This is a genomic window from Kribbella kalugense (genome assembly GCF_004365875.1).
Taxonomy (GTDB): domain Bacteria; phylum Actinomycetota; class Actinomycetes; order Propionibacteriales; family Kribbellaceae; genus Kribbella; species Kribbella kalugense.
Genome location: NZ_SODF01000001.1, coordinates 106,951 through 133,137, shown reverse-complemented (window position 1 = coordinate 133,137; position 26,187 = coordinate 106,951). Strand labels below are relative to the sequence as shown.

At 67.5% G+C, this 26,187-nt stretch carries 32 protein-coding genes; 14 read left to right on the top strand and 18 right to left on the bottom strand.

All coding sequences use genetic code 11. From position 1 onward, the window contains the following. Window positions 1-122 precede the first annotated feature (122 nt). The 3 genes from EV650_RS00640 to EV650_RS00630 all read left to right on the top strand — a co-directional run bounded on the left by EV650_RS00640 (window position 123) and on the right by EV650_RS00630 (window position 5,670). On the top strand, window positions 123-872 hold the full coding sequence (locus tag EV650_RS00640; RefSeq protein WP_134114246.1) for an ABC transporter ATP-binding protein: 750 nt from the start codon (window positions 123-125) through the stop codon (window positions 870-872). Next, a complete protein-coding gene (locus tag EV650_RS00635; RefSeq protein ID WP_134114244.1) occupies window positions 869-3,526 on the top strand; it encodes an ABC transporter permease in 2,658 nt (885 codons plus the stop codon). The genes EV650_RS00640 and EV650_RS00635 overlap by 4 nt, the downstream gene beginning before the upstream one ends. Before the next feature lie 368 nt (window positions 3,527-3,894). Next, window positions 3,895-5,670, top strand: coding sequence for a glycerophosphodiester phosphodiesterase family protein (locus EV650_RS00630; protein WP_134114242.1), 1,776 nt, complete (start codon window positions 3,895-3,897; stop codon window positions 5,668-5,670). Here EV650_RS00630 and EV650_RS00625 read toward each other — a convergent pair. Next, window positions 5,627-6,709, bottom strand: a complete 1,083-nt coding sequence (locus tag EV650_RS00625; protein WP_134114240.1) for a carboxylate-amine ligase — start codon at window positions 6,707-6,709, stop codon at window positions 5,627-5,629. The two genes, EV650_RS00630 and EV650_RS00625, sit on opposite strands and share 44 nt — an antisense overlap. A 34-nt stretch (window positions 6,710-6,743) precedes the next feature. Here EV650_RS00625 and EV650_RS00620 point away from each other — a divergent pair, with 34 nt between their 5' ends. Together EV650_RS00620 and EV650_RS00615 are read left to right on the top strand one after the other, a co-directional pair. Continuing rightward, on the top strand, window positions 6,744-7,481 hold the full coding sequence (locus tag EV650_RS00620; RefSeq protein WP_134114238.1) for a HipA family kinase: 738 nt from the start codon (window positions 6,744-6,746) through the stop codon (window positions 7,479-7,481). Then, window positions 7,481-7,855 (top strand): DUF3037 domain-containing protein, encoded by a 375-nt coding sequence (locus EV650_RS00615; protein ID WP_238173948.1) that lies wholly within the window; start codon window positions 7,481-7,483, stop codon window positions 7,853-7,855. Before EV650_RS00620 ends, EV650_RS00615 begins: the two co-directional genes overlap by 1 nt. Here EV650_RS00615 and pgm read toward each other — a convergent pair. Continuing rightward, complete coding sequence (pgm, locus tag EV650_RS00610; protein ID WP_134114234.1) at window positions 7,852-9,474, bottom strand: phosphoglucomutase (alpha-D-glucose-1,6-bisphosphate-dependent); 1,623 nt, start codon at window positions 9,472-9,474, stop codon at window positions 7,852-7,854. The genes EV650_RS00615 and pgm overlap by 4 nt on opposite strands. Window positions 9,475-9,497: 23 nt before the next feature. After that, window positions 9,498-10,973 carry a fused MFS/spermidine synthase gene (locus EV650_RS00605; RefSeq protein WP_134114232.1) on the bottom strand — a complete coding sequence of 492 codons (1,476 nt, stop codon included), beginning with the start codon at window positions 10,971-10,973 and terminating at the stop codon, window positions 9,498-9,500. Between the two features lie 28 nt (window positions 10,974-11,001). On the opposite strand from EV650_RS00605, the gene EV650_RS00600 reads away from it, so the two are divergent. Further along, complete coding sequence (locus EV650_RS00600) at window positions 11,002-11,664, top strand: maleylpyruvate isomerase family mycothiol-dependent enzyme (protein ID WP_166677971.1); 663 nt, start codon at window positions 11,002-11,004, stop codon at window positions 11,662-11,664. Here the strand turns inward: EV650_RS00600 and EV650_RS00595 are convergent. The 4 genes from EV650_RS00595 to EV650_RS00580 are packed head-to-tail and all read right to left on the bottom strand — an operon-like array spanning window position 11,661 to window position 14,453. After that, complete coding sequence (locus EV650_RS00595) at window positions 11,661-12,017, bottom strand: MmcQ/YjbR family DNA-binding protein (protein ID WP_134114228.1); 357 nt, start codon at window positions 12,015-12,017, stop codon at window positions 11,661-11,663. The two genes, EV650_RS00600 and EV650_RS00595, sit on opposite strands and share 4 nt — an antisense overlap. 4 nt (window positions 12,018-12,021) lie before the next feature. Continuing rightward, window positions 12,022-12,687, bottom strand: a complete 666-nt coding sequence (locus tag EV650_RS00590; RefSeq protein WP_134114226.1) for a response regulator — start codon at window positions 12,685-12,687, stop codon at window positions 12,022-12,024. Then, entirely contained in the window at window positions 12,662-13,849 is a 1,188-nt protein-coding gene (locus EV650_RS00585) for a sensor histidine kinase (protein WP_134114224.1), read from the bottom strand. The genes EV650_RS00590 and EV650_RS00585 overlap by 26 nt, the downstream gene beginning before the upstream one ends. Window positions 13,850-13,862: 13 nt before the next feature. Continuing rightward, complete coding sequence (locus EV650_RS00580) at window positions 13,863-14,453, bottom strand: hypothetical protein (RefSeq protein ID WP_134114222.1); 591 nt, start codon at window positions 14,451-14,453, stop codon at window positions 13,863-13,865. A gap of 240 nt (window positions 14,454-14,693) precedes the next feature. Here EV650_RS00580 and EV650_RS00575 point away from each other — a divergent pair, with 240 nt between their 5' ends. After that, window positions 14,694-15,227: a hypothetical protein gene (locus tag EV650_RS00575; RefSeq protein ID WP_134114220.1), complete on the top strand. Its 534-nt coding sequence runs from the start codon at window positions 14,694-14,696 to the stop codon at window positions 15,225-15,227. A 99-nt stretch (window positions 15,228-15,326) separates the two neighbouring features. Further along, window positions 15,327-15,830, top strand: a complete 504-nt coding sequence (locus EV650_RS00570; protein WP_134114218.1) for a hypothetical protein — start codon at window positions 15,327-15,329, stop codon at window positions 15,828-15,830. A gap of 60 nt (window positions 15,831-15,890) precedes the next feature. Here the strand turns inward: EV650_RS00570 and EV650_RS00565 are convergent, their stop codons facing one another. Continuing rightward, window positions 15,891-16,442 (bottom strand): YceI family protein, encoded by a 552-nt coding sequence (locus tag EV650_RS00565; protein WP_134114216.1) that lies wholly within the window; start codon window positions 16,440-16,442, stop codon window positions 15,891-15,893. Window positions 16,443-16,600: 158 nt separating this feature from the next. On the opposite strand from EV650_RS00565, the gene EV650_RS00560 reads away from it, so the two are divergent. From EV650_RS00560 to EV650_RS00545, 4 genes are all read left to right on the top strand, one after another. Further along, on the top strand, window positions 16,601-16,990 hold the full coding sequence (locus EV650_RS00560) for a hypothetical protein (RefSeq protein ID WP_134114214.1): 390 nt from the start codon (window positions 16,601-16,603) through the stop codon (window positions 16,988-16,990). An 87-nt stretch (window positions 16,991-17,077) separates the two neighbouring features. After that, the gene (locus EV650_RS00555) at window positions 17,078-17,566 is read left to right on the top strand and encodes an FBP domain-containing protein (RefSeq protein ID WP_134114212.1); all 489 of its coding nucleotides are present in this window, start codon (window positions 17,078-17,080) and stop codon (window positions 17,564-17,566) included. A gap of 98 nt (window positions 17,567-17,664) precedes the next feature. After that, window positions 17,665-17,919 carry a hypothetical protein gene (locus EV650_RS00550; RefSeq protein ID WP_134114210.1) on the top strand — a complete coding sequence of 85 codons (255 nt, stop codon included), beginning with the start codon at window positions 17,665-17,667 and terminating at the stop codon, window positions 17,917-17,919. 361 nt (window positions 17,920-18,280) lie between these two features. Continuing rightward, window positions 18,281-18,799 (top strand): orotate phosphoribosyltransferase, encoded by a 519-nt coding sequence (locus tag EV650_RS00545; protein ID WP_134114208.1) that lies wholly within the window; start codon window positions 18,281-18,283, stop codon window positions 18,797-18,799. Window positions 18,800-18,868: 69 nt separating this feature from the next. Here the strand turns inward: EV650_RS00545 and EV650_RS00540 are convergent, their stop codons facing one another. Both EV650_RS00540 and EV650_RS00535 read right to left on the bottom strand, forming a co-directional pair. Further along, window positions 18,869-20,098, bottom strand: a complete 1,230-nt coding sequence (locus EV650_RS00540) for an exonuclease domain-containing protein (protein ID WP_134114206.1) — start codon at window positions 20,096-20,098, stop codon at window positions 18,869-18,871. A 69-nt stretch (window positions 20,099-20,167) separates the two neighbouring features. Further along, the gene (locus tag EV650_RS00535) at window positions 20,168-20,800 is read right to left on the bottom strand and encodes a hypothetical protein (protein WP_134114204.1); all 633 of its coding nucleotides are present in this window, start codon (window positions 20,798-20,800) and stop codon (window positions 20,168-20,170) included. Between the two features lie 18 nt (window positions 20,801-20,818). Between EV650_RS00535 and EV650_RS40190 the strand changes: the two genes are divergently transcribed. After that, window positions 20,819-20,974 (top strand): hypothetical protein, encoded by a 156-nt coding sequence (locus EV650_RS40190; RefSeq protein ID WP_166677970.1) that lies wholly within the window; start codon window positions 20,819-20,821, stop codon window positions 20,972-20,974. 102 nt (window positions 20,975-21,076) lie between these two features. Here the strand turns inward: EV650_RS40190 and EV650_RS00530 are convergent, their stop codons facing one another. After that, entirely contained in the window at window positions 21,077-21,568 is a 492-nt protein-coding gene (locus EV650_RS00530; protein WP_134114202.1) for a metallophosphoesterase family protein, read from the bottom strand. A 38-nt stretch (window positions 21,569-21,606) separates the two neighbouring features. Next, on the bottom strand, window positions 21,607-22,596 hold the full coding sequence (locus EV650_RS00525; RefSeq protein WP_134114200.1) for a Rossmann-fold NAD(P)-binding domain-containing protein: 990 nt from the start codon (window positions 22,594-22,596) through the stop codon (window positions 21,607-21,609). Between the two features lie 185 nt (window positions 22,597-22,781). Here EV650_RS00525 and EV650_RS00520 point away from each other — a divergent pair, with 185 nt between their 5' ends. Continuing rightward, entirely contained in the window at window positions 22,782-23,093 is a 312-nt protein-coding gene (locus EV650_RS00520; RefSeq protein ID WP_134114198.1) for a hypothetical protein, read from the top strand. Between the two features lie 9 nt (window positions 23,094-23,102). On the opposite strand, the gene EV650_RS40185 is transcribed toward EV650_RS00520, so the two are convergent. The 6 genes from EV650_RS40185 to EV650_RS00495 all read right to left on the bottom strand — a co-directional run bounded on the left by EV650_RS40185 (window position 23,103) and on the right by EV650_RS00495 (window position 26,179). Then, window positions 23,103-23,264: a hypothetical protein gene (locus tag EV650_RS40185; RefSeq protein WP_166677969.1), complete on the bottom strand. Its 162-nt coding sequence runs from the start codon at window positions 23,262-23,264 to the stop codon at window positions 23,103-23,105. Window positions 23,265-23,309: 45 nt separating this feature from the next. Continuing rightward, a complete protein-coding gene (locus EV650_RS00515) occupies window positions 23,310-23,705 on the bottom strand; it encodes a hypothetical protein (RefSeq protein ID WP_238173947.1) in 396 nt (131 codons plus the stop codon). Then, window positions 23,702-23,947, bottom strand: coding sequence for a hypothetical protein (locus tag EV650_RS00510; protein WP_134114196.1), 246 nt, complete (start codon window positions 23,945-23,947; stop codon window positions 23,702-23,704). Before EV650_RS00510 ends, EV650_RS00515 begins: the two co-directional genes overlap by 4 nt. 236 nt (window positions 23,948-24,183) lie before the next feature. After that, entirely contained in the window at window positions 24,184-24,660 is a 477-nt protein-coding gene (locus EV650_RS00505; RefSeq protein ID WP_134114194.1) for a hypothetical protein, read from the bottom strand. Continuing rightward, the gene (locus EV650_RS00500) at window positions 24,660-25,913 is read right to left on the bottom strand and encodes a hypothetical protein (RefSeq protein ID WP_134114192.1); all 1,254 of its coding nucleotides are present in this window, start codon (window positions 25,911-25,913) and stop codon (window positions 24,660-24,662) included. The genes EV650_RS00505 and EV650_RS00500 overlap by 1 nt, the downstream gene beginning before the upstream one ends. A gap of 5 nt (window positions 25,914-25,918) precedes the next feature. Further along, window positions 25,919-26,179 carry a hypothetical protein gene (locus tag EV650_RS00495; RefSeq protein WP_134114190.1) on the bottom strand — a complete coding sequence of 87 codons (261 nt, stop codon included), beginning with the start codon at window positions 26,177-26,179 and terminating at the stop codon, window positions 25,919-25,921. Window positions 26,180-26,187 lie beyond the last annotated feature (8 nt).

Sequence of the window (26,187 nt, the reverse complement as noted above, 5' to 3'; positions counted from 1 at the left end):
TCAGGGGTGATCCGGGGGAAAACCCTGTATCGATCGAGCTCGAACGGGAGCAGACTCGGAAGCAGTTTGTCGACCGGTCTACTGGGGGTTGGCCGCTGATCAGCCAGGGAGGGCGATCGGCAATGGAGGGGACAGTTACTCAAGTCGTCGAGGTTGTGGACGCGAAGGACCTCGTGCGCGTCTACGGCGAAGGCGATACCGCGGTACATGCGCTGCGCGGTGTCGGCGTACGGATCGAGCCCGGGCAACTCACGGCGGTGATGGGGCCGTCCGGCTCGGGCAAGTCCACGCTGATGCACATCCTGGCCGGGCTGGACCGGCCGACATCCGGCTCGGTCAAGATCGACGGTATCGAGATCACGACCCTCGGTGACGACGCGCTGACCAAGCTCCGCCGTCAGCACATCGGGTTCATCTTCCAGTTCTTCAACCTGCTGCCGATGCTGACCGCCCGCGACAACATCCTGCTGCCGCTGACGATCGCCGGCACGAAGCCCGATCCGGAGTTCTTCGACAACCTGGTCGACCGGGTCGGTCTGGCCGATCGCCTCGAGCACCGGCCGTCCGAGCTGTCCGGAGGCCAGCAACAGCGGGTCGCGATCGCACGGGCCCTGGTGTCGCGGCCGACGGTGGTGTTCGCCGACGAGCCGACCGGCAACCTCGACTCACGGACCAGCGGCGAGATCCTCAAGCTGATGCGGTCGTCTGTCGACGAGTACGGCCAGACCACGGTGATGGTGACGCACGACGCCAAGGCCGCCGCGATGGCAGACCGGGTGCTCTACCTGGCCGACGGAGAGATCGTGAAGGAGACCGGCCGGTCCAACCAGCACGAGATCCTGCAGATCATCGATACGCTGGATCTGCAGTGATCAAGTTCGCGCTCCAGGGCCTGCTGGCCCGCAAGTTGCGGACGGCGCTAACCGCGATCGGTGTCGTCCTCGGGGTCGCGCTGATCTCCGGGACCTACGTGCTGACCGACTCGATCACGTCCGCGTTCGACTCGATCTTCACCCAGAACTACAAGAACACCGACGCCGCGATCACCGGCAAGAACGCCATCGACGCGTCCGAGGACGGGACGGTGCCGGCGCCGCCGTTCGACGCGGGTCTGCTCGCGAAGGTCCGCGGGCTGCCCCAGGTCGGTGCGGCCGGCGGCGCGGTGAGCGGTGAGGCGCAGCTGATCGGGAAGGACGGCAAGTCGATCGTCTTCGGCGGCGCCCCGAACCTCGGGTTCAGCGTCGATCCGACGTTGCCGCAGTTCAACTCGCTCACCCTCGTCTCTGGGGCGTGGCCGGCTGGCGACCAGGTCGTGATCGACACGAAAACCGCCAAGGAGAAGGGATTCACGACCGGCGACACGATCGGTGTCCAGGCCCGCGGCGCGGCCGAGAAGATGAAGATCTCCGGCCTGGTCGAGTTCGGCGCGGTGTCGTCGATCGGCGGCGCCACGCTGGCCGGGTTCGACCTCGGTACGGCGCAGCGGTTGTTCGACAAGACCGGCAAGCTCGACCAGATCCTGATCGCGACCAAGTCCGGGACCAGTGAGCAGCAGATGCTCGATGCCGTCCGGCAGATCTTGCCCACGGCAACGCAGGTCCGGACCGCCGACGAACAGGCCAAGGAGGACGCGGCCGGTACGTCGAGTTTCCTGAGCTTCCTGCAGACGTTCCTGCTGGTGTTCGGCGGCATCGCGCTGTTCGTCGGCTCGTTCGTCATCGCCAACTCGCTGTCGATCACGATCGCCCAGCGCACCCGCGAGTTCGCGACCCTGCGAACGCTCGGCGCCTCGCGCCGGCAGATCCTCTCCACGGTGGTGCTGGAGGCCTTGGTCACCGGATTCGTCGCCGCCGTGGCCGGCTTGTTCCTCGGGCTCGCGATCGCGACCGGGCTGTTCAAGCTCTTCGACGCGGTCGGCTTCACGCTGCCGAACAACGGTCTGGTGTTCCGGACCCGGACGATCGTGGTCGCGCTGATCGTCGGCGTGGTGGTGACCGTTCTGGCGAGTCTGCGACCTGCGTGGCGGGCGACCCGGGTGCCGCCGATCGCAGCGGTCCGCGAGGGCGCGACGCTCGCGCCTGGACGGTTGAATCGCTATCGGCCGGTGGGCGCCGCCTTGCTCGCCGCGGGTGGAATCGCGCTCGTGCTGGTCGGGCTGTTCGCCGACGGACTGTCGACCAAGACTCTGCTGACGTTGCTCGGCGCCGGGGTGTTGCTGCTGTTCATCGGTATCGCCTTGTTCTCCTCGCGTCTCGTCCGCCCGCTGGCAACGGTGGCCGATCCGATCGCACGCTGGTCGGTCGTCGTACTGACCGCTTTGATCTGGCCGTTCGTCCTGGTTCCGTTGTGGCTGGTACGTCGTCTCTTCGGCCGGCGTACCGAGTTCCCTGGCGTACTGCCGGACGGCCCTGCGGTGGCGATCGGCGGACAGAACAGCCGACGGGATCCACACCGGACCGCATCGACCGCGGCGGCGCTGATGATCGGGCTAGCCCTGGTCACGCTGGTCGCCACATTGGGTGCGGGTCTGATCAGGCCGTTCGAGCAAGCCGTCGACGGAATCTTCAGCGCCGACTACGCGATCACCGCGCAGAACAACTTCAGTCCGCTGCCGCCACCGGTCGCCGCGGAGGTCGCCAAGGTGCCAGGAGTGCAGAAGGTCACCAGCGTGCGCGGCGGCCAGGCGAAGGCGTTCGGCAAGACGATCACGATCACCGCCGTCGACCCGCAGGCTCCAGAGCTGCTCACCTTCGACTGGCGCTCCGGATCGCAGGCGTCACTCGGCGAACTCGGTACCGACGGCGCGATCGTCGACGCCTCATACGCCGACACTCACGCGCTCGTCCTCGGGTCGCGGTTCCCGATGCAGACTGCCACCGGGAAGACCCTGCAACTCCAGGTGAAGGGCGTGTTCCGCCCGCCGGCCGGCGGCTCTCCGTTCGGGAACGTGACGATCTCGACGGCCACGTTCGACGCGACCACCTCGCAGCCGCTGAACATCTACACCTTCGTGAACATGAGCGGCGGTGTCACGGCCGCGAACACCGCGACCCTGAACGATGCCCTGAGCACGTTCCCGAACGCCAAAGCGCTGACCCGGGACGAGTTCAAGAAGGCGCAGACCGACAGCATCAAGAGCATTCTGAACGTGCTGTATGTCCTGCTCGCGTTGTCGGTGCTGGTCAGCCTGTTCGGCATCGTCAACACCCTGGTGCTGACAGTCTTCGAGCGGACCCGCGAGCTCGGCATGCTGCGCGCGATCGGCCTGACTCGCGGTCAGGTGAAGAAGATGATCCGGCAGGAGAGCGTGATCACCGCGCTCATCGGTGCGGTGATCGGGATCGCGCTCGGCCTGCTGCTCGCCTCGCTACTGGCGGCGCGACTGGACGAGATCTCGTTCACCATCCCGGTCGCCCAGCTGGTGATCTTCGCCGTCGTCTCGGTGGTGGTCGGGATCTTCGCCGCAATCTGGCCGGCCCGGCGCGCGGCCAAGCTCGATCCGCTCGAAGCGCTCCAGTACGAGTAGTTCCACGCAGTCGAGGAGACCTCGGCGGTGCTAGTGCCTCGTCAAGCAACGTTGACGACGTCATCCCCGGCCAACGCGCAGTACACCCCTAGCCCCCACTCCGCCTCGGTCTACACCCAACTTTGAGAAGCCACCAACCAGTTCCGCCGCGGAATTGTGGTTGGTGGCTTCTCAAAGTTGGGGTAGTGGGTGGCGTTGTGGGGCGGCCGTGAATGGCTCGGTGCATGTGGAGTCGGAGTCGGCGCGGATGATCACCTCCGCTCCGTAGCCGTCTGGTCACTTGGCGGCTACCTTCCCGAGGATCTGGGTACTCCTCTGGGATACAGCCTCAGGCTTGTCCGCCCATACCCCTCCGGAAGGGACCCCTCATGCGCCGCCTTCCCCGTGCGCTGCTTCCGTGCGCGCTGATCGCCGGACTGCTGCTTCCGGCCGCCCCGGCCGCTGCCCATCGCGGCGACTTCGACATCCAGGCCCACCGCGGCGGCCTCGGGCTCACCGTGGAGAGCACGATCGCGTCGTTCTCCCACGGTCTCGAGCTCGGCGTCAGCACGCTGGAGCTCGACGTCCAGATCACCCAGGACGGGTACGCCGTCGTCACCCACGACCGGAAGGTCGACGGCAAGAAGTGCCGCGACACCGCGCCGTACAGCGCGGCCGACCCGGAGTACCCGTACGTCGGCAAGTTCATCAACACGCTGACGCTGAACCAGGTCAAGCAGCTCGACTGCGGTTCGCTGCCGCAGGCCGGCTTCCCCGAGCAGCAGCCCGACCCGGGCGCCCGGATGCCCGAGCTGCGCGACATCTTCGGGCTCGTGCACCGCTACCACGCGTACGGCGTGAAGCTGAACGTCGAGACCAAGGTCGAGGCCGGTGCGCCGACCGAGACCGCGCCGCGTGAGCAGTTCGTCCAGGTGGTCGCCAGCGAGATCCGCAGGGCCAACATCGCCCGCCAGGTGACGATCCAGAGCTTCGACTGGGGTTCGCTGATCCGGATGCACCAGGTGATGCCGGAGCTGCCGCTGGTCGCGCTGGACAACTACGACTTCCTGCAGGTCGGCAAGCCGGGCAAGTCGCCGTGGCTGGGCGGCATCGACATCGACGACTTCGGCGGCGACCCGATCAAGGCGGTCAAGTCGTTCGGCGCCTCGGCGATCTCTCCGGTGGACGGCTTCCCGCAGGGCGGCAAGATCACCGACCCGGCGTTCCGGCCGTACTTCACCGCAGCCACGGTGAAGTCGGCGCACAAGGCCGGTCTGAAGGTGATTCCGTGGACGGTGGACGACCCGGCGACCATTCAGTGGTTCATCGACCAGGGTGTCGACGGCCTCATCAGCGACTACCCGGACCGGTTGCGTGACGCCGTACGGCAGAACGGACTCCGCCTGCCGAAGGCGTACGACGCTCCTGCCATCCGGGCGCTGCCGTCGGCGCACGCGCACAACGACTACGACCACCGGCGGCCGTTGCAGGATGCGCTGGACCGCGGGTTCAACAGCGTCGAGGCCGACGTGTGGCTGGTCGACGGCGAGCTGCGGGTGGCCCACGACCTGTCGGACGCCAAGCCCGGTCGCAACCTGGAGAGCCTCTACCTGAAGCCTCTGGCGGACCGGGTCCGCGAGAACCACGGGCAGGTGTACCAGCACGGTCGGGGCTTCCAGCTGCTGATCGACATCAAGAGCGACGGACCATCGACGTACGCCGCGGTGGACAAGGCGCTGGCGAAGTACCGCGGTATCAGCACGATCTTCGTCAACGGGCGGGTGCTCCAGGGCGCTGTCACCTCCGTGATCAGCGGCAACCGCCCGCTGGACGACATGAAGGCGCAGAAGCTCCGCTATGCCGGGTACGACGGCCGGCTGGGCGACCTGGAGTCCGGGATGCCGGCGTCGCTGATGCCGCTGGTCAGTGACAACTGGTCCAACGTGTTCACCTGGCGCGGTCTCGGCCCGATGCCGGAGGCCGAGAAGACCAAGCTGCACGACATCGTGGTCAACGCGCACCACGCCGGCTACAAGGTCCGCTTCTGGGAGACCCCCGACACCCCAGGTGAAGCCCGCGAGGCCCTCTGGCGCGAACTGCTCGCAGCAAACGTCGACTACATCAACACCGACGACCTGCACGGCCTCGAGGACTTCCTGCGCTGACTTCCGTGAGGGCGGTGAAGTCGCCGCCCTCACGGAACACCTTGCGCTGCTTGACGGCACCGTTGCCGTCTGTGAGAGCACGCTGGAGTCCGTCGTCGACCAGATCCAGTGCGTCGAGCTCCTGCAGTGCTGGTTCGGCGTGTTGTCGCAGTCTTTGCAAGAGCTCGGCGATCAGCAGTGGTTCGGCAGTGCGGACGTCCAGACCGTTCGCGGTGAGTCCGTCGCGGGCAGCGAGCCAATACGCGGTCCGCAGTACCTCGGGCTCGATCTTCGGTCCCTGGCCGCCGTCTTCCAATGCGGTCATCACCAGCGCCCGGATCAGGGTGGCCAGGAGCACGGTCTCGTCGACGGTCAGCGGTACGTCGCTGACCCGCACCTCCACCGTCGGCAGGTGCGAGGACGGCCGAATGTCCCAGTAGACCATCCGCTCGTCGATGAGCGTGCCTGCCGCCAACTGCATCGCCACCAGCGCGTCGAAGTGCTCCGGCGACTCCAGGTACGGCGGCGGACCGGCGCACGGCCACCTGGTAGTCATCAGCCACCGCCAGCTCGCGAAGCCGGTGTCCTGGTTCAGGTAGATCGGTGAGTTCGCGGTGAGGGCCAGGAGGACCGGCAGCCAGGGCCGCAGGTGGTTGCTGACCCGAATGGCCGCCTGCCTGTCCGGAACGTCGATATGGACGTGGCATCCGCAGACACCCTGCTCGCGCGCCAGCAACCCCCACCGCGCGGCCAGCTCCGTGTAGCGAGGCTTGTTGGTGATGGCCTGGGCCGCCTCGCCCTGCGGTGGCACGGCGATCGCCAGCAGTCGTGCGCCCTCCTCGGCCGCAGCCTCGGCGAGACCGGCACGCATGGCTACCAAGTGCGCACGCAACTCGTCGGCTGTCTGGCAGACCGGGGAGTTGATCTCGACCATGGCGCGCGTCAGCTCCAGCTCCACCCCTGGCAGGTCCACCACGACCGCCTTGCTGCGCGGCAGTGGATCGCCGGTGGCGGACACCAGCAGCAGCTCTTCTTCTACTCCGAACGACGGAACCCTCACCCTGGCCAGGTACCCATGGCCTAAGCTCTGCGGCGTGAGTCTGCCTGTGGTTACCGCGACCCGGTACGTGTTGCCGTTGCGTGAGGGCGGGTCGTTGCCTGGTGTTGTCGAGGGCAACGATCTCGGCACCTACGTGATCAAGTTCCACGGCGCCGGGCAGGGACCCAAGGCGCTGGTCGCCGAGGTGATCGTCGGGGAGCTGTTCCGCCGGCTCGGGCTGCGGGTGCCGGAGCTGAAGCTGATCGAGCTCGACCCGGCGATCGGCAAGTCCGAGCCGGACTTCGAGATCCAGGAGCTGCTGATCCGCAGCGCCGGCCTGAACCTGGCCGTCGACTTCCTGCCCGGCTCCTTCGGGTACGACGGCTCGGCCGGCAACCCCGGTGACGACGGGATGGCCCGGATCCTCTGGCTGGACGCGTTCGTCGCCAACGTCGACCGGTCCTGGCGGAACACGAACCTGCTGGTCTGGCACAAGAACCTTTGGCTGATTGACCACGGCGCCGCGCTGTACTTCCACCACTCCTGGATGTCCGCGGAGAGGTTCGCCTCGCTGCCGTACGACGCTTCCGACCATGTCTTCTCCGTCGCGGCACCCCAGGTCTCTAAGGTCGACTCTGAGCTGGCCGCTGCGATCACCCCGGAGTTGCTGACGGAAGTGATCGGGCTCGTGCCGGACGAGTGGATCGAAGCGGGCGACCGGGAGCGGTACCTCGGCCACCTGTTGGCTCGGCTGGAGAACCGGTCCGCCTGGCTGCCGGGAGGTGCTCGATGATGGCACCTTTCGACTACGTGATCCTGCGGGCTGCACCACGCATCCAGCGGGGCGAGTTCATCAACGTGGGTGCAGTGCTCTACTGCCGCGGTCTGGACTACCTCGGCGCCGGGTGGGATGTTCAGCCCGAACGCCTGCGAGCCCTGGACCCAGCGGTGGACGTAGATGTCGTGTGTGCGTCGCTGGATCAGATCCGGGCGATTTGTGCGGGTGAGCCGGCTGGAGGGCCTGCAGCCGGCACGACGATCAGCGAGCGGTTCCGGTGGCTCGCTGCGCCTCGCAGTACCGTCGTACATCCCGGACCGATCCACAGCGGGATCACTGAGGACCCCGCTGCGGATCTGGAACGGTTGCTGGACTCGTTTGTGCGTTAAGAGAGCGCTTCGGACACGACCTCGCGGGCCTGTTCGAAGACCTGGTCCAGGTGCTCAGCGCCCTTGAACGACTCGCCGTAGATCTTGTAGAGGTCCTCGGTTCCGGACGGGCGGGCCGCGAACCACGCCGACTCCGTGGTGACCTTCAGCCCACCGATCGGGGCGTCGTTACCCGGAGCCTTCGTCAGCCGGTCCACGATCGGCTCACCGGCCAGCTCGGTCGCGGTGACCGCGTCCGACGACAGGGCCGCCAGTTTGGCCTTCTGCTCGCGGGTGGCGGGCGCGTCCACCCGTGAGTACGCCGATGCGCCGAACCGCTCCACCAGCTTGGCGTGCGCCAGCGACGGCGTCTCCCCCGTCACTGCGGTGATCTCACTCGCCAGCAGCGCCAGCAGGATGCCGTCCTTGTCCGTCGTCCACACCGTGCCGTCGAAGCGCAGGAAGCTCGCTCCGGCCGATTCCTCGCCACCGAAGCCGACCGAACCATCCACCAGCCCAGGCACGAACCACTTGAAGCCGACTGGCACCTCCCACAGCCGGCGACCCAGGTCCGCGACCACGCGGTCGATCAGCGACGACGACACCAGCGTCTTGCCGACGGCGACGTCCGGACCCCACTGGCGGTTGCTGAACAGGTACGAGATCGCGACGGCCAGGTAGTGGTTCGGATTCATCAACCCGGCGTCCGGGGTGACGATGCCGTGCCGGTCGGCGTCCGCGTCGTTCCCGGTCGCCACGTCGTACTTGTCCCGCTGCGCGACCAGCGAGGCCATCGCGTACGGCGAGGAGCAGTCCATCCGGATCTTGCCGTCGTGGTCCAGCGTCATGAACGACCAGGCCGGGTCGACCCGTGGGTTCACCACGGTCAGGTCGAGGTTGTGCCGTTCGGCGATCGCAGCCCAGTAGTCCACGCTGGCGCCGCCGAGTGGGTCGGCGCCGATCTTCAGGCCGGCGTCGCGGATCGCGGCCAGGTTGAGCACCGACGGCAGGTCGTCGACGTAGTGGCCGACGAAGTCGTAGTCCCCCGCGGACTGACGGGCCTGCGCAAACGGCTTGCGTCGTACCTCGCGGTTGTCGCCGGCGATCAGCTGGTTGGCGCGGTCGGCGATCCAGCTGGTCGCGTCGGAGTCGGCCGGACCGCCGTGCGGCGGGTTGTACTTGATGCCACCGTCACGCGGCGGGTTGTGCGACGGCGTGATGACGATGCCGTCGGCGTCCGCACCGGCGCCGCGGTTGAGCCGCAGGATCGCGTGCGACACCGCAGGGGTCGGCGTGAGCCGGTCAGCACTGTCCACGAGCGTCTGTACGTCGTTGCCGGCGAGCACCTCGAGGACTGTGCGCCAGGCCGGTTCCGACAGGCCGTGGCTGTCCCGGCCGACCAGCAGTGGTCCCGTCGTGCCCTGACCGGCGCGGTACTCACAGACGGCCTGGGTGATGGCCAGGATGTGCGCCTCGTTGAAGGCACCGTCCAGACTCGAGCCGCGGTGTCCCGACGTACCGAAGACGACCTTCTGGGCGGGGTTGTCCACGTCCGGGGTGATGTCGCCGTACGCCGCAAGCATGGCGTCGACGTCGACGAGGTCCTCGGGCTGAGCGGGCTGGCCTGCGCGTGGGTGCATGACCACATGCAACCACAAGAAACTCAGCTGCTGTACGTGGTGAGGAGCTGGTCGACAGGTGCGTAGTCGTCGGTCAGCACCGGCGCGTCCCCGACGAATCCGGCCGGCTGGTCGCTGAGCTCCATGTTCGGCTCGAGTCGACCGGCAATGGCGGGTACGGCGATCGGCCGGTCGGACGCGACCACGACGAAGTTCCCGCCGCTCTGCCCCGCCAGCTCGTCCTTCCGGGCGATCACCGCGACGTACGGGAACACGGCCTGCACGGTCTTGATCTCGGCCTTCGCGAACAGTGCCTTGCCGTTGTCGATGACGTTGATCAGATAGACCCCGTCCGGCCGCAACACCCGCCGTACATCGGTGATCAGCTCACGCGTGGTGAGGTGCCATGGCACGGCCAGCCCGCTGAACGCGTCCATGATGATCAGGTCCCGGCTGTCCGTCGCCTCGGACCGTACGCCGAGCCGACCGTCCTTCACCGTCACGGCCAGGTCCGGACCGGTCCGTACGCCGAGCTCCCGCTTGTCGAGCTCGACCACGGCCCGGTCGATCTCGTACACCTGGTTCTTGGTGCCTGGCCTGGTCGCGGTGAGGTACCGCGGCATGGTCAGACCGCCACCACCGATGTGCAGCGCGTCCAGCCGCCGCCCCTCCGGCCAGCTGCCGTTGATCGCGGCCGCGAAGCTCTTGATGTACTCGAACTGCAGATAGGTCGGGTCCTTGAGGTCGACGTACGAGTTCCTGGTTTCGTCGAGGTAGAGCGTCCGTCCGCTCTCACGGTCGGGGTCCGCACCGACGCGAGCACAGTGGTACGCCGTCTCGACCTCACACGGACGTGGTGCGACAACGGTCAGCGTGGCACCTATCAGCGCCAGAGCGACCGGCTTCACCGCGGCCTGCACACCACGCAGCAGCAACGTCAGCGCGGCACCGACGACCACCAGTACTGCGCCCAGCGTCAGAACGATCGTGCTGATCGGGACGGTGGCCACGAACACGAAGCCGGTGAGCACTGTGCCGACAATGCCGCCGACCGTGGCGTACGCGGACAGCCGCCCGACGACAGTGCCGGTCTGCTCCAGCGTCGCCAGCCGCAGCTTGGTCACCATCGGTGTGACCGCCGCGAGCAGTGAGGCAGGCGCGAACAGGGTCACGGCGAGCACGAGGAACACCAGGTCGCTCGCATCTCTGGCGAGCGCCTGACCGGTCCAGCGCACCACCGGGAGGATCAGCATCACCAGTGCACCACCGAACAGGAGCAGCGGACCCAGCGTCCGCTGTGGCGGCACCACGTCCGCAAACCGGCCACCCAACGCCGCGCCGGTCGCGATCGCCGCCAGTGCGACTCCGATGACCGCTGTGTTCGTCTCCAGCGTCAGCCCGATGTACGGCGCGACCAGCCGGAGCGACACGAGTTCCAGCACCATCACGGCGGCCGAACTCCCGAACGCCAGCGCAATCGCCAACTTCTGACCGACCGGCCCCGCTTCACCCTTGCCCACCGCGTCACCCTATCTGTGCAATGGAGGCGTGACGGACGCATCGAGAAGTGCCGAACTGTACCACGCTGGACGCGAACGGATCGCAGCCGCGGTCCGCGATCTCAGCCCGGACGACCTGGATCGCCAGGTGCCCGCCTGCCCACAGTGGAGCGTGCACAGCCTGGTCTCACACCTGACCGGCGTGGCCGCCGACTTCGTGGTCGGCAACGTCACCGGCGCACCCAGGCCGCCGTGGACCGCGGTACAGGTCGCGATCCGGCGCAACCTACCGATCTCGGACGTACTGGACGAGTGGGCGACCGTCGGACCGCAGCTGGAGAAGCTCATCGTCGGCGGCACCACCTCGCACCCACTGGTCTGCAACCCGTACGTCGACGCGGCCGTCCACGAAGCCGACCTGCACGGCGCCATCGGCAGCGGACGGCCGCCCACCGAGCTCTGGCTGGCCACACTGGACTGGATGCTCGACGAACCAGGCCCATTGACCGTCATCACGCCGGACGGCACGTACTCGGCCGGCTCCGAAGGTCCTACCGCAGTCGCCCGCACCAGCTCCTACGAACTGTTCCGGGCCGTGTTCGGACGTCGCAGTACCGCGCAGATGCTGGACTGGGAGTGGGACGGGCACGCCGCCACCTGGAGCACCCACCTCGCGCTGCTCCCGCAGACCTCGGTGCCGCTGAACGACTAGACCTCGTCCAGACGGGCGATCAGTGTCTTCGGGGCGATCTGGCGGAACGCGCTCTCGACCAGGTCCTCGAAGTGTTCCCAGTCCACCTCGACGTCCAGGTACACCCCGAGCCAGCCACGGTGACCGACGTACGGCGGCCGGTAGAAGTGCTCGGGGTCCTCGGCGACCAGCGACTCCTGCACACCGGGTGGCGCCGCCACCCACACCCCGAGCCGGTCGTCGTGGTGATGGTCGGCGTACATCACGAACACCTTCTTGTCCCGCACGAACCAGGTCGGCTCACCATGACTCGGCCGCTCGGTCGCCTCGGGCATCGCGAGGCACAGTCGGCGTACACGCTCCAGGACGTCCATCGACCTAGTGTCGCGGACCGGGGACCACTACGCCCGCCTCGTAGGCGTAGACCACTGCCTGCGCACGGTCACGCAGGTCCAGCTTGGTCAGGATGTTGCTGACGTGCGTCTTCACGGTCTGCTCGGCCAGCACGAGTTCGTCCGCGATCTGGCGGTTGGAGAGTCCACGGGCGACCAGCCGCAGTACGTCGGTCTCCCGGGGCGTCAGGTGGACCGGAGTGATCGGTACGACGGGCTGTGCGCGGGCGAAGTCCTCGACCAGTCGACGGGTGACGGACGGGGCCAGCAGCGCGTCACCGGCGGCGACGACTCGCACGGCCGCGGCCAGCTCGTCTGGCGTGGAGTGCTTCAACAGGAAGCCACTTGCACCGGCACGGAGTGCGGCGTACACGTAGTCGTCGAGGTCGAACGTTGTCAGCATGACGACGCGGGGCGGCTCGCCAGGAGTGGAGTTGGCGAGGATGCGACGGGTCGCGGCGAGACCGTCTAGGACTGGCATGCGTACGTCCATGAGGATCACGTCCGGCTTCAGGGTCGCGGCCAGGTCGACCGCCTGGGCGCCGTCGCCGGCCTGCCCGACCACCTGGAGGTCCGGCTGCGCGTCCAGCAGCGCACTGAACCCGGCCCGCACCATCTCCTGGTCGTCAACCACCATGACTGTGATCGCCACTCGCCGCCTCCTTTCCTACCGGTATGACCGCCTGGACCAGATAACCGCCTTCGGGGGTCGGCGCTGTGCTGAGGGTCCCCTCGACGAGGTGGATGCGTTCACGCATCCCAGTCAGCCCATGACCGCTACCCGGCGCCGGCGTGGGGGTACCAGGTGGCGGCGTGTTGTGCACGGTGACCTCCAGCTCGTCGCCGCTCTGCTTGATCGACACCTCCACTGCTGCGTGCGGCGCGTGTCGCACCGCATTGCTAAGCCCTTCCTGCACGATCCGGTACGCCGTCAGCTCAACTGTCTCGTCAAAGCCGGTTGGCACGTCACCTACTAGTCGCACATCAGCACCGGCCCGGCGAGTGCTCTCGACCAGGTCAGCCAGGTGCTCCAACCCTGGTTGCGGTCCCAGCTGCGGCTGCTCGACCGGCTCCCGCAACAGGCGCAGTACCCGACGCATCTCCGTCAGCGAGACACGCGCCGCCTCGGCGATCTCGGTGAACTCCTCACGGACGTTGTCCGGTACGTCGGTCAGCCGGTGCGGCGCGCTGTCCGCCCGTACCACCACCACGGACAGGTGGTGCGCCACGACGTCGTGCAGCTCGCGAGCGATCCGGGCCCGCTCCTGCAGGCGCTCCCGCTCGGCGCGCTCGACCTTGCTGATCGTTTCCTGCTCGACCAGTCGTCTGCTCGTCTCGCGGCGTGAGTGGATCAGGTCGCCCACCACGACAGCTACTGCCGACAGCACTGCCATGGTGATCAGACCGCGCCAGCTGCCGCGGTCCGGGGCCAGTGCGGTGGCGACTATGCCGAGTGCTTGTGTGACGACCCACCAGCCGACCTGTTCCCGCCGGCCGAGTCCGCGGGCACCTGCGATCGCGATGACGAACGCATGCCCGAAAGCTGCCGTCGTACCCCACGGCCACGGTTCACTCGAGCTGACTGGTGTCGTGACCGCAGCCGTGACGGCAGTGGTGATCAGTGAGACCACCATGGCCACTCGAGGCCGCAGCCACGCCAGGCTCAGGGCCAGTGCCCGCGCAATCGCGAGCGCCAGCACAGCCCCGAGCGGTACGTCGTAGTGCTGCGCGAGGTCCATGACCGTCAGGACGAGCAGCGTCGCGACCCCGAGCGCCGCAACCCATGCCCACCGCCCGCGCGGCCACCTGTTCACGGTTGGACCCTACTCACAGCTGCTGAAGCCAGGACCAGAAGAACGTCAGACTGCCGACGACCAGCACGATAGTTGCCGGAAGCACCCACTTGCGCGACGGCGGTCCGTAGAGCGGTCGCACCAGCAGACTTTGCAGCGCGGCGATCCCGCGCAGGGCGAACAGGAAGGCGATGACGCACGGTACGGCGATGAGCCCGTGCGCGGTCCACGCTCCGGCCCGGGTCGGTCCACCCCACGTACCGGGCTCGACCGCGCCGTGGTCGACGAAGCCCCAGAACGGTCCGCGTACGACGGACATCAACACCAGCAACATCACAAACCAGCTCGCCAGCCCGAGCACCGTGGTGATCAACCCATACCCAAACACCCGCCCAACGCCGGCTACTCCTACCGGGGCGGTGTCTCGCTTGCCGAGTCGGTAGGCGGCCAGCCGTTGCCAGCGTCGCCCGGCCGTTTCCGGCTCGCCGAGCACCGCGTCCGCCATCGTCTGCAGACCGGCCGGCACCAGCAGCGCGTCGTACGCCACCGATCTCCACAGCCGACGTACCTTGCCGTCGTCCCGCACCTTGCCGTCCGCCCGGTGCCGGGTGAGCGTGTCCGTCATCGCGTCTCCTCAGGTCTCAAGTCCTGAGATCGAGACTAGGAATCGGACCCGGCCGGCACATCCAGCCAGGGAGCGAACCCGGGGCCAGTACCCCGGTAGGGGGTCGACTGTGATCCAGGTCACAGTGACCACGATGCGTGTTGTGACGTTACACGGTCAGTGCTGGACGACAGTCACGGCTCGCCGGGCTGCCCGACGGCACGAGCGGCGAGGCCGCGTCCACGAGGAGGTCTCGGACACATGCGCATGCGGAACCTGGCGGTGACCGCCACGCTGATCCCGGTTTTGCTACTTCCCGGCTGCGGGAACGACACCGGCGTCGCGGCCGCGGCGCCTGCCGCCCACAAGGTGGCCCGGCCCGGCCTCACCGACGAAGCGGTCGGTTCCGACGACCCGGTGGTGAACGCGTACTACGCGTACCGGATCGCGCTCGACGTGATGATGCGCAGCGGCGGCAGCAAGACCAAGCAGCTCGAGCCGGTGATGACGCCGAAGATGCTCCAGTCGATCAGCGCCCAGGCGAAGTACTTCCGGACCCGGAAGCTGCACAACACCGGTACTACCAAGGTCCTTTGGGCCAAGCGCACCCTCGCCTCGGACGGCGTCATCGTCAGCGCTTGCTACGACACCTCCGCCGCCCGCACCGTGAACGCCCGCGGCCACGCAGTCCTCCCGAACACCACCCCGACCCGCTGGCTCGACCAGATGCGCGTCCTCCCCCAGCAGTCCACCTGGATCGTCGACGGCGGCACCACCACTCCCACCACCTGCTGATTTGTGCCAGTGGGATCACGATTGCGCGCTCCCCGGATTCCTCTGAACCAGGCCGGGAACACTTCGACCTGAGTGCCGGCTAGGTCGAGGGGTCCGCCGATGATCGACACGCAGATTAGACGTTGGTTGCGGCCGTTGTTCGGTCGTCGCCAGGGTGGTCGTCGTACGCCGGAATCCTTCCGGCCGCGAAGTACCAGCTCCCGGGTCAGCCGGCTCGCCGTGCAGTACGACGTCGAGGTCGACGCGGCGCTGCAACGCCTGTGGCCGAAGGCGCGGATCTACCACGACCGCGAGTTCACCCGCGACCGCGCCGACTTCCTGCTGGTGGTCCGCGGCCGCGGCGTGATGATCGAGACCAAGGTCAAGAGCGACCCCGGCCTGTTCCGCGGCTCCACCCTCCCACCACTGCTGGATCGCCTCCAGCGCGACGGCCGGCGTCTCGTCGTACTCCTCAACCAAGGCGACCCGGCGCCCGCCCGCGACCTGATCAGCACCAAGCTCGGCGACAAGGGCTGCGTCATCGTCTGGTCCGGCCCGCAACACGACCCCGACCTCCGCCAAGCCGTCGAAACCCTCCTCCACCAAACCACCCGCCACGCCTGAACATGCGTTGGGGACCCCGGATGTCCGAGGTCCCCAACGCATGTCCGCAGGTGTTCTTGCTCAGGCGTTCTTGATGGCTGAGACCTCGAGCTCCAGCGTGACCTTCTCGCTGACCAGGACGCCGCCGCCCTCGAGCGCCGCGTTCCAGCTGACGCGGAAGTCCTTGCGGTTGATCACGACCGAGCCCTCCAGGCCCACCCGGTGGTTGCCGAACGGGTCGGTCGCCGAACCGGTGTACTCGAACGTAACGTCAACCGGCTTCGTCACGCCGCGGATCGTCAGGTCGCCCGACACCACGAACTCCGAGTCGCCGGCCGGCTTGACCGCGGTCGACACGAAAGTGATCTCCGGGTTCTCGTCCATCGCGAGGAAGTCGTTGCTGCGCAGGTGGTCGTCGCGCTGGCTGTTGCGGGTGTTGATGCTCTTCGCCTGGATCGTCACCTTGCCGGACGAGTTCGCCGGGTTCTCGCCGTCGATGTGGAACGAGCCCTCGAACTCGTCGAACGCCCCCCGCACCTTGGTCACCATCGCGTGCCGGGCGCTGAACCCGATCCGGGTGTGTGCCGCGTCGAGTGTGTAGTCGCCGGACAGTTCGGCGTACTCGTTGGCCATCGCGGATTCCTCCAGAGGACTAGTTGAACTTTTCACAGTACAGATTTCACCTTTGACCCTCAGAAGTCCACCCCACACTCGGCGTGTTCATCTTCTGGACCCCGGTTCGGCCGGAGAATGGACGGCGTTCTGATCTGGACCGGCAAGGAGTGGGTTTGGTGGAGTGGAGGGTGTTCTGCGCGTCGGGACCGAGCGATGTCTACCGGGCGGTGAGTACGTCGCTCGGCCGGGAACGGTTCTGGGCCGGTTCAGCACCGGAGTCGGACGGCGTGATCTCGTTCGTACTTGCGGACGGACGGGCCGCCAAGTGCAGTATCGAGCAGGCCGTCCCGGGCGAGCGCTACCAACTGGGGTACTTCGGCCGGACGCTGACGTTCACGCTCACCGCCGGGGAGGCGGGCGGCACCGACCTCACGCTCAGCTCCGACGAACCCGCTGACTGCGCCGAGGTCGTCTCGCTGCTGCTCCGCCTGAAGGCCTCGGTCGACTTCGGCGTCGACCTCCGCAACCACGACACGACCCGCACCACGGCGTACGCCGACAGCTAACCGTTGCCTGAAGCAACGGAGTTAATCGGTTGCGCGCCCGCGACGGCAGCAGGTCTCATGGGTGGTCGAAACGGATGGAGGACCGTCGTGGAACCGCTCAGCGCCGACGAGATCAGGCGCTCGTTGGTCAATTCGACCAAGAGTCAGGCCAAGGCGATGGCGCTGCCGTCGCGGTTCACCGAGCTGCCGTGGGAGTCGCTGGACTTCCTCGGCTGGCGCGACGCCAAGGCGCCGAACCGCGGCTACCTGGTGGTACGACGGGACGCCGGAGTGACCGGGATCGCGGTCAGCACCCAGGCGTCGGGGAAGGCGCGCCGGTTCGCCGGACTGTGCGACCTGTGCAACACCGCGCACCACGTCAGCGACGTCGCGCTGTTCGCGGCCCGCCGGGCCGGCTCGGCCGGCCGTGAGGGGAACACGGTCGGGATGTACATCTGCGCCGATCTCGCCTGCTCGCTGTACATCCGCGGCCTCCGCGAGCTCGACGTACCCCAGGGCGAGACCGCCACCCCGGAGGTCCGCGCCGACCGGCTCGCGACCCGCCTGGAGAGTTTCGTCCAACGCGTCCTGGCTTAACCATTCTTTGGCCGAGTCTGCGGCGCCGGGAAGGCCTGGTGACACTACGCTGGGATTGCAACAACCGGCCCGCAGAGGACTAAGGAGAGCGAGTCGCGATGACCGAGTTCCGCATCACGCACGAGATCCACCAGACACACCCGGACATCCGCGAGCAGCTCACCGCGACCACCATCGAGGCGATCAACGAGTCCAGCGCGCGTTCCCCCGAGGACGCGGCCCGGGTGCTCCGCCACAAACTCGGCGAGATCGGCGTCCAGATGAGCGAACCCGCCTGCCTCGCCGCCATCGAACGCATCCGCTCCGGCAAACAACTCCGCTTCGAAATAGAGACCCTCCCCGACGAAGCCTGACCCACCAGCCCCCGCCCCTCACGGCCGCGCTCAGGCCCGATCCGTCCCGGGCGGCGCTGCCCCGACAGGCCGCAGCCAGAACGGCGAGTCCCGGGCAACCCCGCCCTGCGCGGACGCCGCCATTTGCTGGGTTGGCCTACCAATTTGCTGGGTGAGCCAACCAAATGAGGGGTTCTCCACCGTGGTTGAGGGTGGAGAACCCCTGATTTGGCTGGCCAACCCACGAAGTTGGCTGGCCAGCCAGCGAAATGCGATTGCGCGGAACTGGGTCGGGAACGGGGGCGGGCGGATTCGTGGCTGGCGGCCCGGCAGGTTCGTGGCTGGCGGATCGGTGGGGTGGGCGGATGGATAGGGTGCGCGTGTGGAGCTTGAGGAACTGGGGCGGCGGATTTACGCGACGGCTCATCTGACTGGTGAGTTCGTACTGCGGTCGGGGCAGACGACGACGGAGTACTTCGACAAGTACCGGTTCGAGGCCGACCCGGTCCTGTTGGACGAGGTGACCGCGGCGATGGTCCCGCTGATCCCGGAAGGTACCGAGGTCCTGGCCGGCCTGGAGATGGGCGGTATCCCGGTCGTAACCGCACTCGGCCGCCACACCGGCCTGCCATGCGCGTTCGTCCGCAAAGAGGCAAAGTCCTACGGCACCCGCCGCCTGGCCGAAGGCGCCGACATCGAAGGCCGCCGCCTCACGATCGTCGAAGACGTAGTCACCACCGGCGGCCAAATCGTCCTCTCGACCAACGACCTCCGCACTCTAGGCGCCACCATCACCGACGCCCTCTGCGTCATCAACCGCAACCCCACCACCCCCCTCGCCGAAGCAGGCCTAACCCTCCACGCCCTACTAACCCCAGCCCACCTCCAACCAACCCCCTAACCCACCTCACCCGGCGTCCAGCTGCTTGTCGAGCCGCGGTCGCACCTCACTCCGCCACGCCCGTAGGACTCAGCCGGCCTTGCGTTCGGTTGTGGGGAGGAGGCGGCGGAAGTCTTCTGCTGAGATGATCGGGACGTTGAACTCGCGGGCTGCGCGCGCCTTCACCGACAAGCTGTCGACGTCCGCGGCGACCAAGAACGTGGTCTCCGGGCGGACTGCCTCCTGCGGCACGAACCCGGCCTCCACAGCCCGGTCCCACCAAACCTCGCGCGGCTCGACCATGTCCCCCGTGAAGACCAACGTGCTCCCCGGCGGAAACCCGTGTGCCCCCGGACGATCAGGTACGACGTACCGTCCGCCGCTCGTCCGCACCAGCGCCTCGTCCACATCGGTCGCGCGCCGCCCGAGCATCACCGCAACCCGGTCGACATCGTTCCGCTGATCCGGCGTGATCGCCCCGTCTCCCCACGACGCCGTCGCGAGTGCGGAGACGTACCACCGGTGCAGGTTGTCGACCTGCGGACGAGTCAGACCCAAATCCGTTGCCACCTGCACCAACTGATCCGCGTCCGTCGCCGTGAGCTCCCGGTTGGCAAGGATCGTGTCTAGCAACACCAGATACGAGTCGGCCTGCGGCGGCTCCGGAACACGCGGCAGTTGGTCGACAAGCCGACTCATCCAGCCATGCCGCCCACCGGCATGAACCGGTCCCACAGTCGGCGCGACATCCGTCCCCGGCAACGCCGGCCACTGCAATCGCCGTACCTCCTCGTAAGCCCACTGCCACGGCGGGGGTGACGGAAAAGCCTTCAAATACTGGGAAAACAGCTCAGCCGTCGCCCGCGTGTCGGCCATCGCCGAGTGCCAGCCCTCGATCGAAATCCCCGCCGCCGCACAACAAGCACCCAGCGTCCGCCTCGCCCCCGGATACAGATATCCGGCCAGCGCCATCGTGCACATCGACCGCTCGGTGATCAACGGTACGGCGACACCGAGCCGAGCGAACTCCGCCCGCAGGAACCCGAGATCGAACTCGACGTTGTGCCCGACAACCATCCGCCCGGCCAGCAACTGCCCCAACTGCCGCGCGATGTCACCGAACTCCGGTGCGGCCAGCACGTCCGCGGTCAGAATCCCGTGAATGTGCTGCGGCCCCAGGTCTCGCTGGGGATTCAGCAACGTCACCCACTCGTGCTCGACCTGTCCACTGGCGTCCAGCAGCACGACCGCAATCTCGATAACCCGATGCCGATGCGTCGGCAGCAGACCGGTCGTCTCGGTGTCGATGACGGCATACATCCCGGGCCTCCTCCGGCTCGATGACCGACTGGAACAACCCAATCACACGCCGCCGACAGTTTCCGTCCGTCAGGAATCCGGCAGGTCGACCGCGATCTCTTCGCCCAGCCGCGCACCGTGCGCCAGCTCAAGCTCGTCCCCACTCCAGAACCGCCCCGGGTCGTACCAATTCAGCGGCCGCCCGTGCAGCAGCCCCATCGCCTCGTACGTCACCGCGACCACCTCGGCGCAGTACGCCGACTCCAGCTCGAGCTCCCGCGCGCCCTTCCGGATCGCCGGCACCCGGCCACGCACCCACCTCGACGCAAGCCGAGCCGTCGACGGGAACGGCGTACCGTCAAGCCTCGCCACCGTCTTCAGTACGGCGTCCTCCATCGCCCGCGTGACGGGGTGATCGAGCTGCCGCAGCCACGCACGCTGCCCGTACTTGCGCCCCCAGACCAGCACCGCGTCCCGCAGCTCGTGCAGCTGCACCCCGCGATGATGCGTCCCGGTCCACACGTCCGGCAGCGAACGGCCCAGCTCCGCGTGCCACATCAACGGCGGCAGGTCCTCGACGACGATCGCCATCCCGACGTGGTTGACCGGGCTGTTCGTGGTCAGCCGGATCGCGCGATCCGCCGCGCTGTCACCTCGAAACAGCCAAATGTCACCTGTTCGTGTCAGTTCCGTAGCGTCATCCAGTGAAATCCGGCTGTTCACATCGCTAGGTTAGTCGCCATGAAGGTATGGAAGGTTGTAGGACTTGCTGGGCTCGTCGGCGTGGCCGCAACGGGCGTGGTGGTTGCACGGGGCGAGCGGAAGCGCCGTGCGTACACGCCGGAAGAGGTCCGCGATCGTCTCAAGACCCGGGTCAAGGAAGCAGCAAACGCCTGATCCCCGGCCAACGATCGGCCGGGTAGGCAGGTACGCCGTAACTCGGTGGTACGGCGTTGATCCCGCCTGCCCGGCCGCGATCGTTGCATCGCACAACCAGTCTCACAGGTTGTGCAGGGCAACTTCTTCCAGCCGTCCGGCGACGATGGTCGCGGTCTGGTAGGTGCAGTACGGCTGCCGCCTGCGGTCCGTCGGCGACCCAGGATTCAGCAGCCGCAACCCGCGCGGGCTCGTCGTGTCCCACGGGATGTGACTGTGCCCGAACACGAGCACATCCACGCCCGGGTACGCCGCCTCGCAGCGCAGCTCACGCCCCTTGGCCGAACCGGTCTCATGCACGACCGCAATCGACAGCCCGTCGAGTTCCACGCGCGCGACCTCAGGCAGCCGCGCCCGCAACTCCGGACCGTCGTTGTTGCCCCAGCACCCGATCAGCTGGGCCGCACGAGACTCCAACTCGTCCAGCAATCCGACGTTCACCCAATCCCCAGCGTGGATGACTACGTCGGCACGCTCGATCGCCTCCCATACCGGCTCAGGCAGCTTCTTCGCCCGCATCGGCAGGTGAGTGTCCGAGATCAGCACCAGGCGCATGCGCCCCAGAATATGCGCCGATATGGCTCCAACTCCGTCTAGGCCTCCAGTGACTCGATCAACTCCTTCTCCTTGGCCGGGCTCAGCCCCGCCCGTCGCTCCCGATCGAGGCCGAGCTCCCGCTCCCAGGCGAGCGCATCCACCAGGAACTCCCGCCGCGGCCGATGCTTCAACCCGGCTGCAGCGGCCGCCGCACCACTCCGCGACGACCAGCCCTCGTATCCCGGCTCGGTGATCCACATCGTCAGCGAATCCGGCCCCATGTACTGCTCGACCTTCTGCTCCTCCAACCACTCCTGCGGTGCGAGCACCACCGGCCCGGTGTGACCGCCGACCTCCCGCACCAACTCGATCCACTCACCGAACGGCACCACCGGACCGTAAGCATCGAACGTCCCCGTCCGGCCCTCCGTCGCGCAGTCCAGCAACCAGCTCGCGAGATCCCGGACGTCGACCACGGACGTCGCCAGGTCGGGCGTGTCCGGCACCAGCATCGGCTCCTCCGGCGCCCGCGCCGCCCGCGCGACCCAGGCCGCCGACCGATCGCTCGGATCCCCCGGACCACCGATCAGGCCGGCCCGCGCGATCACCAGCCGATCCTCCATCACCTCCCGCGAGGCGAGCTCGCATGCGACCTTGGCCTCCCCGTACAACTCTCGATCGACCACGTCCAGCTCGGTCGGCTTCCGCAGTACCGCGGTCTCGTCGGCGCCGGGCGTGTCGTACTTCTCGTAGGCGTTCCCCGACGAGATGTAGGTCCAGTGCTTGGCCCGGGCACCGAAGGCGGCCAGCGCGCCCCGCACGAACCCGGGCTGCCACGACACCTCGAACACCGCGTCCCACTCCCGCTGCGGCACCGCGTCGTACGCATCGGGGCGGCTGCGATCCGTCGCGATCAGCGTCGCGCCGTCCGCGACAACGCCGCTCTCGCCGCGTGCCACGCAGGTGACCGAATGTCCGCGCGCCAGCGCCTCCGTGGCGATCTCACGACCGAGCCAGGCTGTCCCACCAAGTACGAGAATCTCCATGCAGGTAAGCCAATCAGGCCCGACCGACAAAACCCAGACACCTCTGCCGACGGCAGAACGACGGCGCGTGATCCGGCGCCCGCGTCAGGTCACCGTAAGACGTCACCCCTTGCCAGCCAGGCGTTACAGGCGCACTGTCGAAGCAGAGGCACCCAGGGGTGAGTGTCCTTCACACAGGGGGAGAAATGGCTGGCTTCGTTCAGATCATCGAGTACCGGACGTCGAAACCGGACGAGATCAAGGCGCTGCTGGAGGACTACCAGGCAAAGCGCGAGGCCGGCGGGGACGGCCCGTCGCCAGTGCGCGGGTTGAGCTGTGCCGACCGGGACGAGCCCGGACGCTACTTCTCGATCGTCGAGTTCGCCTCGTACGAAGAGGCGATGGAGAACTCCAAGCGGGCCGACACCACCGAGTTCGCCACCAAGATGATGGAGCTCTGCGACGGGCCGAGCACGTTCTACAACCTCGACCAGCTGGCGGAGATGCAGTACCGCTGATTCGCAGTACTACCGACCTGGTCCGGCCCAGGCGTATCGCGAGTCCGCCTGGGCCGGTACCGCGGCCGGGTACGGCGTACCCCTTGTCGTCGAGGCGTACGTCGTACCCAGGGCGACGGCCCGTGCCGCGAGGTGGTCGGCACCGGCCGCGCCGGGTCGGTCCGGGTCCACGGCGCCGGATCCGGACGGGTTCAGGGGTTCAGAGCGGGTCAGCGTTCAGCGGAAGACCCGGTACGACGACCAGTTGGACGGCGGCGCGTTGCCGTGCGAACCGAGGTCGCGGTCGGAGTGCAGCGGGTCGGGGTCCTGTGGCTCGGGCGTGGAGTGCAGGTCCGGCCACGGCCTGGGTCGGAGGGACTCGCGGGGCGGCAGCTTGAGGTCGGGATCGGGACCCGGTTCCGGGTCGAGCCACTCGACCTCGGTGGCCCCGCCGTGACCGTGGATGGCGATGACGGACTCGATGCCGTCCCACACGGTCGTGGTCGGATAGTCGCCGTACCAGCGCAGCGCGACGGCCCCGTCGGTGAACTGCACGCCCTCGGCGACAGGCCCGGTGCCGCTGACACCGGAGACATCATGATGACGGATCAACCGGAAACGACGAGAACTCATTTCGGCGCGACCTCCCAGAGCCGCTCCCCCGGCAGCTTCCGGTCCGGACCGGGATCCTGATCCGGCACCGGGTCACTCGTCACCCGCAACCCGGCGAACCTGCGCGACATGGCCGCCGCGTACCGCTCGGCCAACTCCGCCTCGGCCCGGTAGTCGGCGACCACGTGGTCCCCGAACCAGACCCGCACCCGACGACGCTCCACCCGGACCGCACCCGGGTGAGGATCACCACCGTCGGCCATCTCAACACACCCGACCCCAAGTCGAGCCGGTTCCCATCAGCGACCTCGCAACAAAACCCTTCACGTCAATCACGTCCACTTCCCTGTGGGGATGGGTTCACAGGTAGTGACGGCCGTCCCAGCCCCTCATGACGCGAATCCCGAGAACTTTCTCACAGCGCGTGAAACCCGGAACAGGCCTTGGTGTCTGTGAACAAGCTATTGCCTGTTCACAGACACCACCCGATGTCCCACCATTAGCCGACGACCCAGGGGCGCCAGGTGTCGATGTCTTCGGCGTCGGGGGTGATCGGTGGGGCGAAGGTGTGCGTGCCGGCGCCGGGAAGGTGGGCAGAGACCAGCGTGTCGAGGTTGTGGACAAACAGCGCGGGTACGTCGGGGCGGGCGGTGACGAGATCGTCGAAGATCGCCGTAGTCTCGCGCAGTTGCCACTCCTCGTCCTTCGTACCGACGAGCCGAACTCCGACGTCGATCGGGTACCGGTCAATCGCCTGGACCTCGTCCGGTTCCGGATCGACCACAACAAAGCCGTTCGGACGAACCAAGATGCCGACCGCACCCGAACCCGTCCGCGCCGACCGTCGGAACAGGCGTTCGTCGTCCTTCAGGTCAGCATCCGCGACGGTGTCCAGCCCCAGTACTTCGGCCAGCCAGTCGGCGACCTCCGCAACAGAGTCACCCGCAGCCACGAACACGTTGTCACTCGTCGACATCACCGCTCCTTCCTGAAGGTGACCATTCGTCCGTCACCGAGAATGACATGAATCACCGCGTCGACGGACTTGCCGGGCTGACCGCAGGCCATCCGGAACCCCCGCAGCGCCATCGCCTCGTCGAGATCGACCTTCCGGCCGTCGATGAAGACCTCTCCGCCGGCGCCGGCCTGGTCGCAGGCTTGGTTGATGTTGCGCTTCACTGCCGAGAGCGAAGCCCGATTCAGCGTCTTGAACTCGACGATCACTCCCTCTGCGGTTCCACTTCTCCGCAGGGTTGCGTCCGGGTTCTTCTCCTTCTGAACCGTATGGTTCTCCGGGCGAGCGTCGATGCGCCAGCCTTCCAGTTCGAGGAAGTCCGCGATCTCGCGTTCCTTCGGCAGGAAACGATCCCTGGGGTCGTGCACCCCAGGGGCGAAGTCACGGCCGATCGGGCGGAGATCCAAAGCCGGGTCGAAGTCGGGGGTGGGGAGGTCGGGGAGGTTGATGTCGACGATCAGGGGCTCGGGGCGGGGGGCTTCGGGGTGGTCGAAGGTGGCTTCGAGGCGGTGGGGGGTGATGGTGAGGGTGGCGTGTTGCCATTGGTTGGGATCGGTGGCGGACATGGCTTTGAGGAGGGTTTTGATTTGTTCGGTTAGGTCTACCTCGATCTCGAAGTCTTCGAGGAGGTGGGCGTTGCGTTTTTGGTCTTCCTTTTCGTTGCGTTCTTCGATCTCGAGCTCGAGCTCGCCCGTTTCGGTGATGGTGATTTCCACCTCCAGGGGCTCGTCGTCGCGTTGGTCGTCGTCGTCCTTCTCGTGGGCTTTGCGGTACTTTTCGAAGGCTTTGCGGGCGACGGTGATCAGTGGGGGTTCGTTGTCTTCGGCAACTTCGAGGTCCTCATAGTCGAAGGTGAGACGCCGCGTTCGGCCGAGCGAGTCGAGGTCGCTGGAGCCGCCGGTGGCCTTGTTGCGGTTCGCCGAGTCCGAGGACGGGCGGTTCGTCGACGGTCCCGCCGTACCGACGAGACCTTCGGCCCAGCCGCGGGCTTTCGGGGGTGCCATCGAGAGGTAGTGGGCGGCGGCTTCGCAGGCTCGGGCCGCGGCGTCGAGCTGTTGGGCGGCGACCGTCGCTTGACCGCGGGATGCGATCAGGGCGAGCTCTGCGTTCTCCCGGCACCGTACGGCGGTGCGCTGGAGCTGCTCGACGACCCGAGGGATTTCGTCGAAGCAGTCAACCAGGCCGCGGGCGACACGCTGCAGCTCGGAGGGCAAGAGAGTCAGATCTGGTCGGCGTAGTTCTTGCAGCCGGCGGACGCGATCTCGAGGGCCTCGGCGGCCTGTTCGACCGCCTTGCCGGCGGCCTCGAGGATCTCGGTGATGTCGCGGTCGATGCCGGTGGCGGTGCCCGCGATCAAGCTCTCCACCAGCTGGCTGTGCTGGGTGAAGCGGAGCTTGAACCCGGCCAGGCCACCCGCTGCCTGCTTGGCCTCCATCGAGACCTGGTGCAGCTGTTCCTTGAGCCGCAGTACGTCGGACACCTCAACCC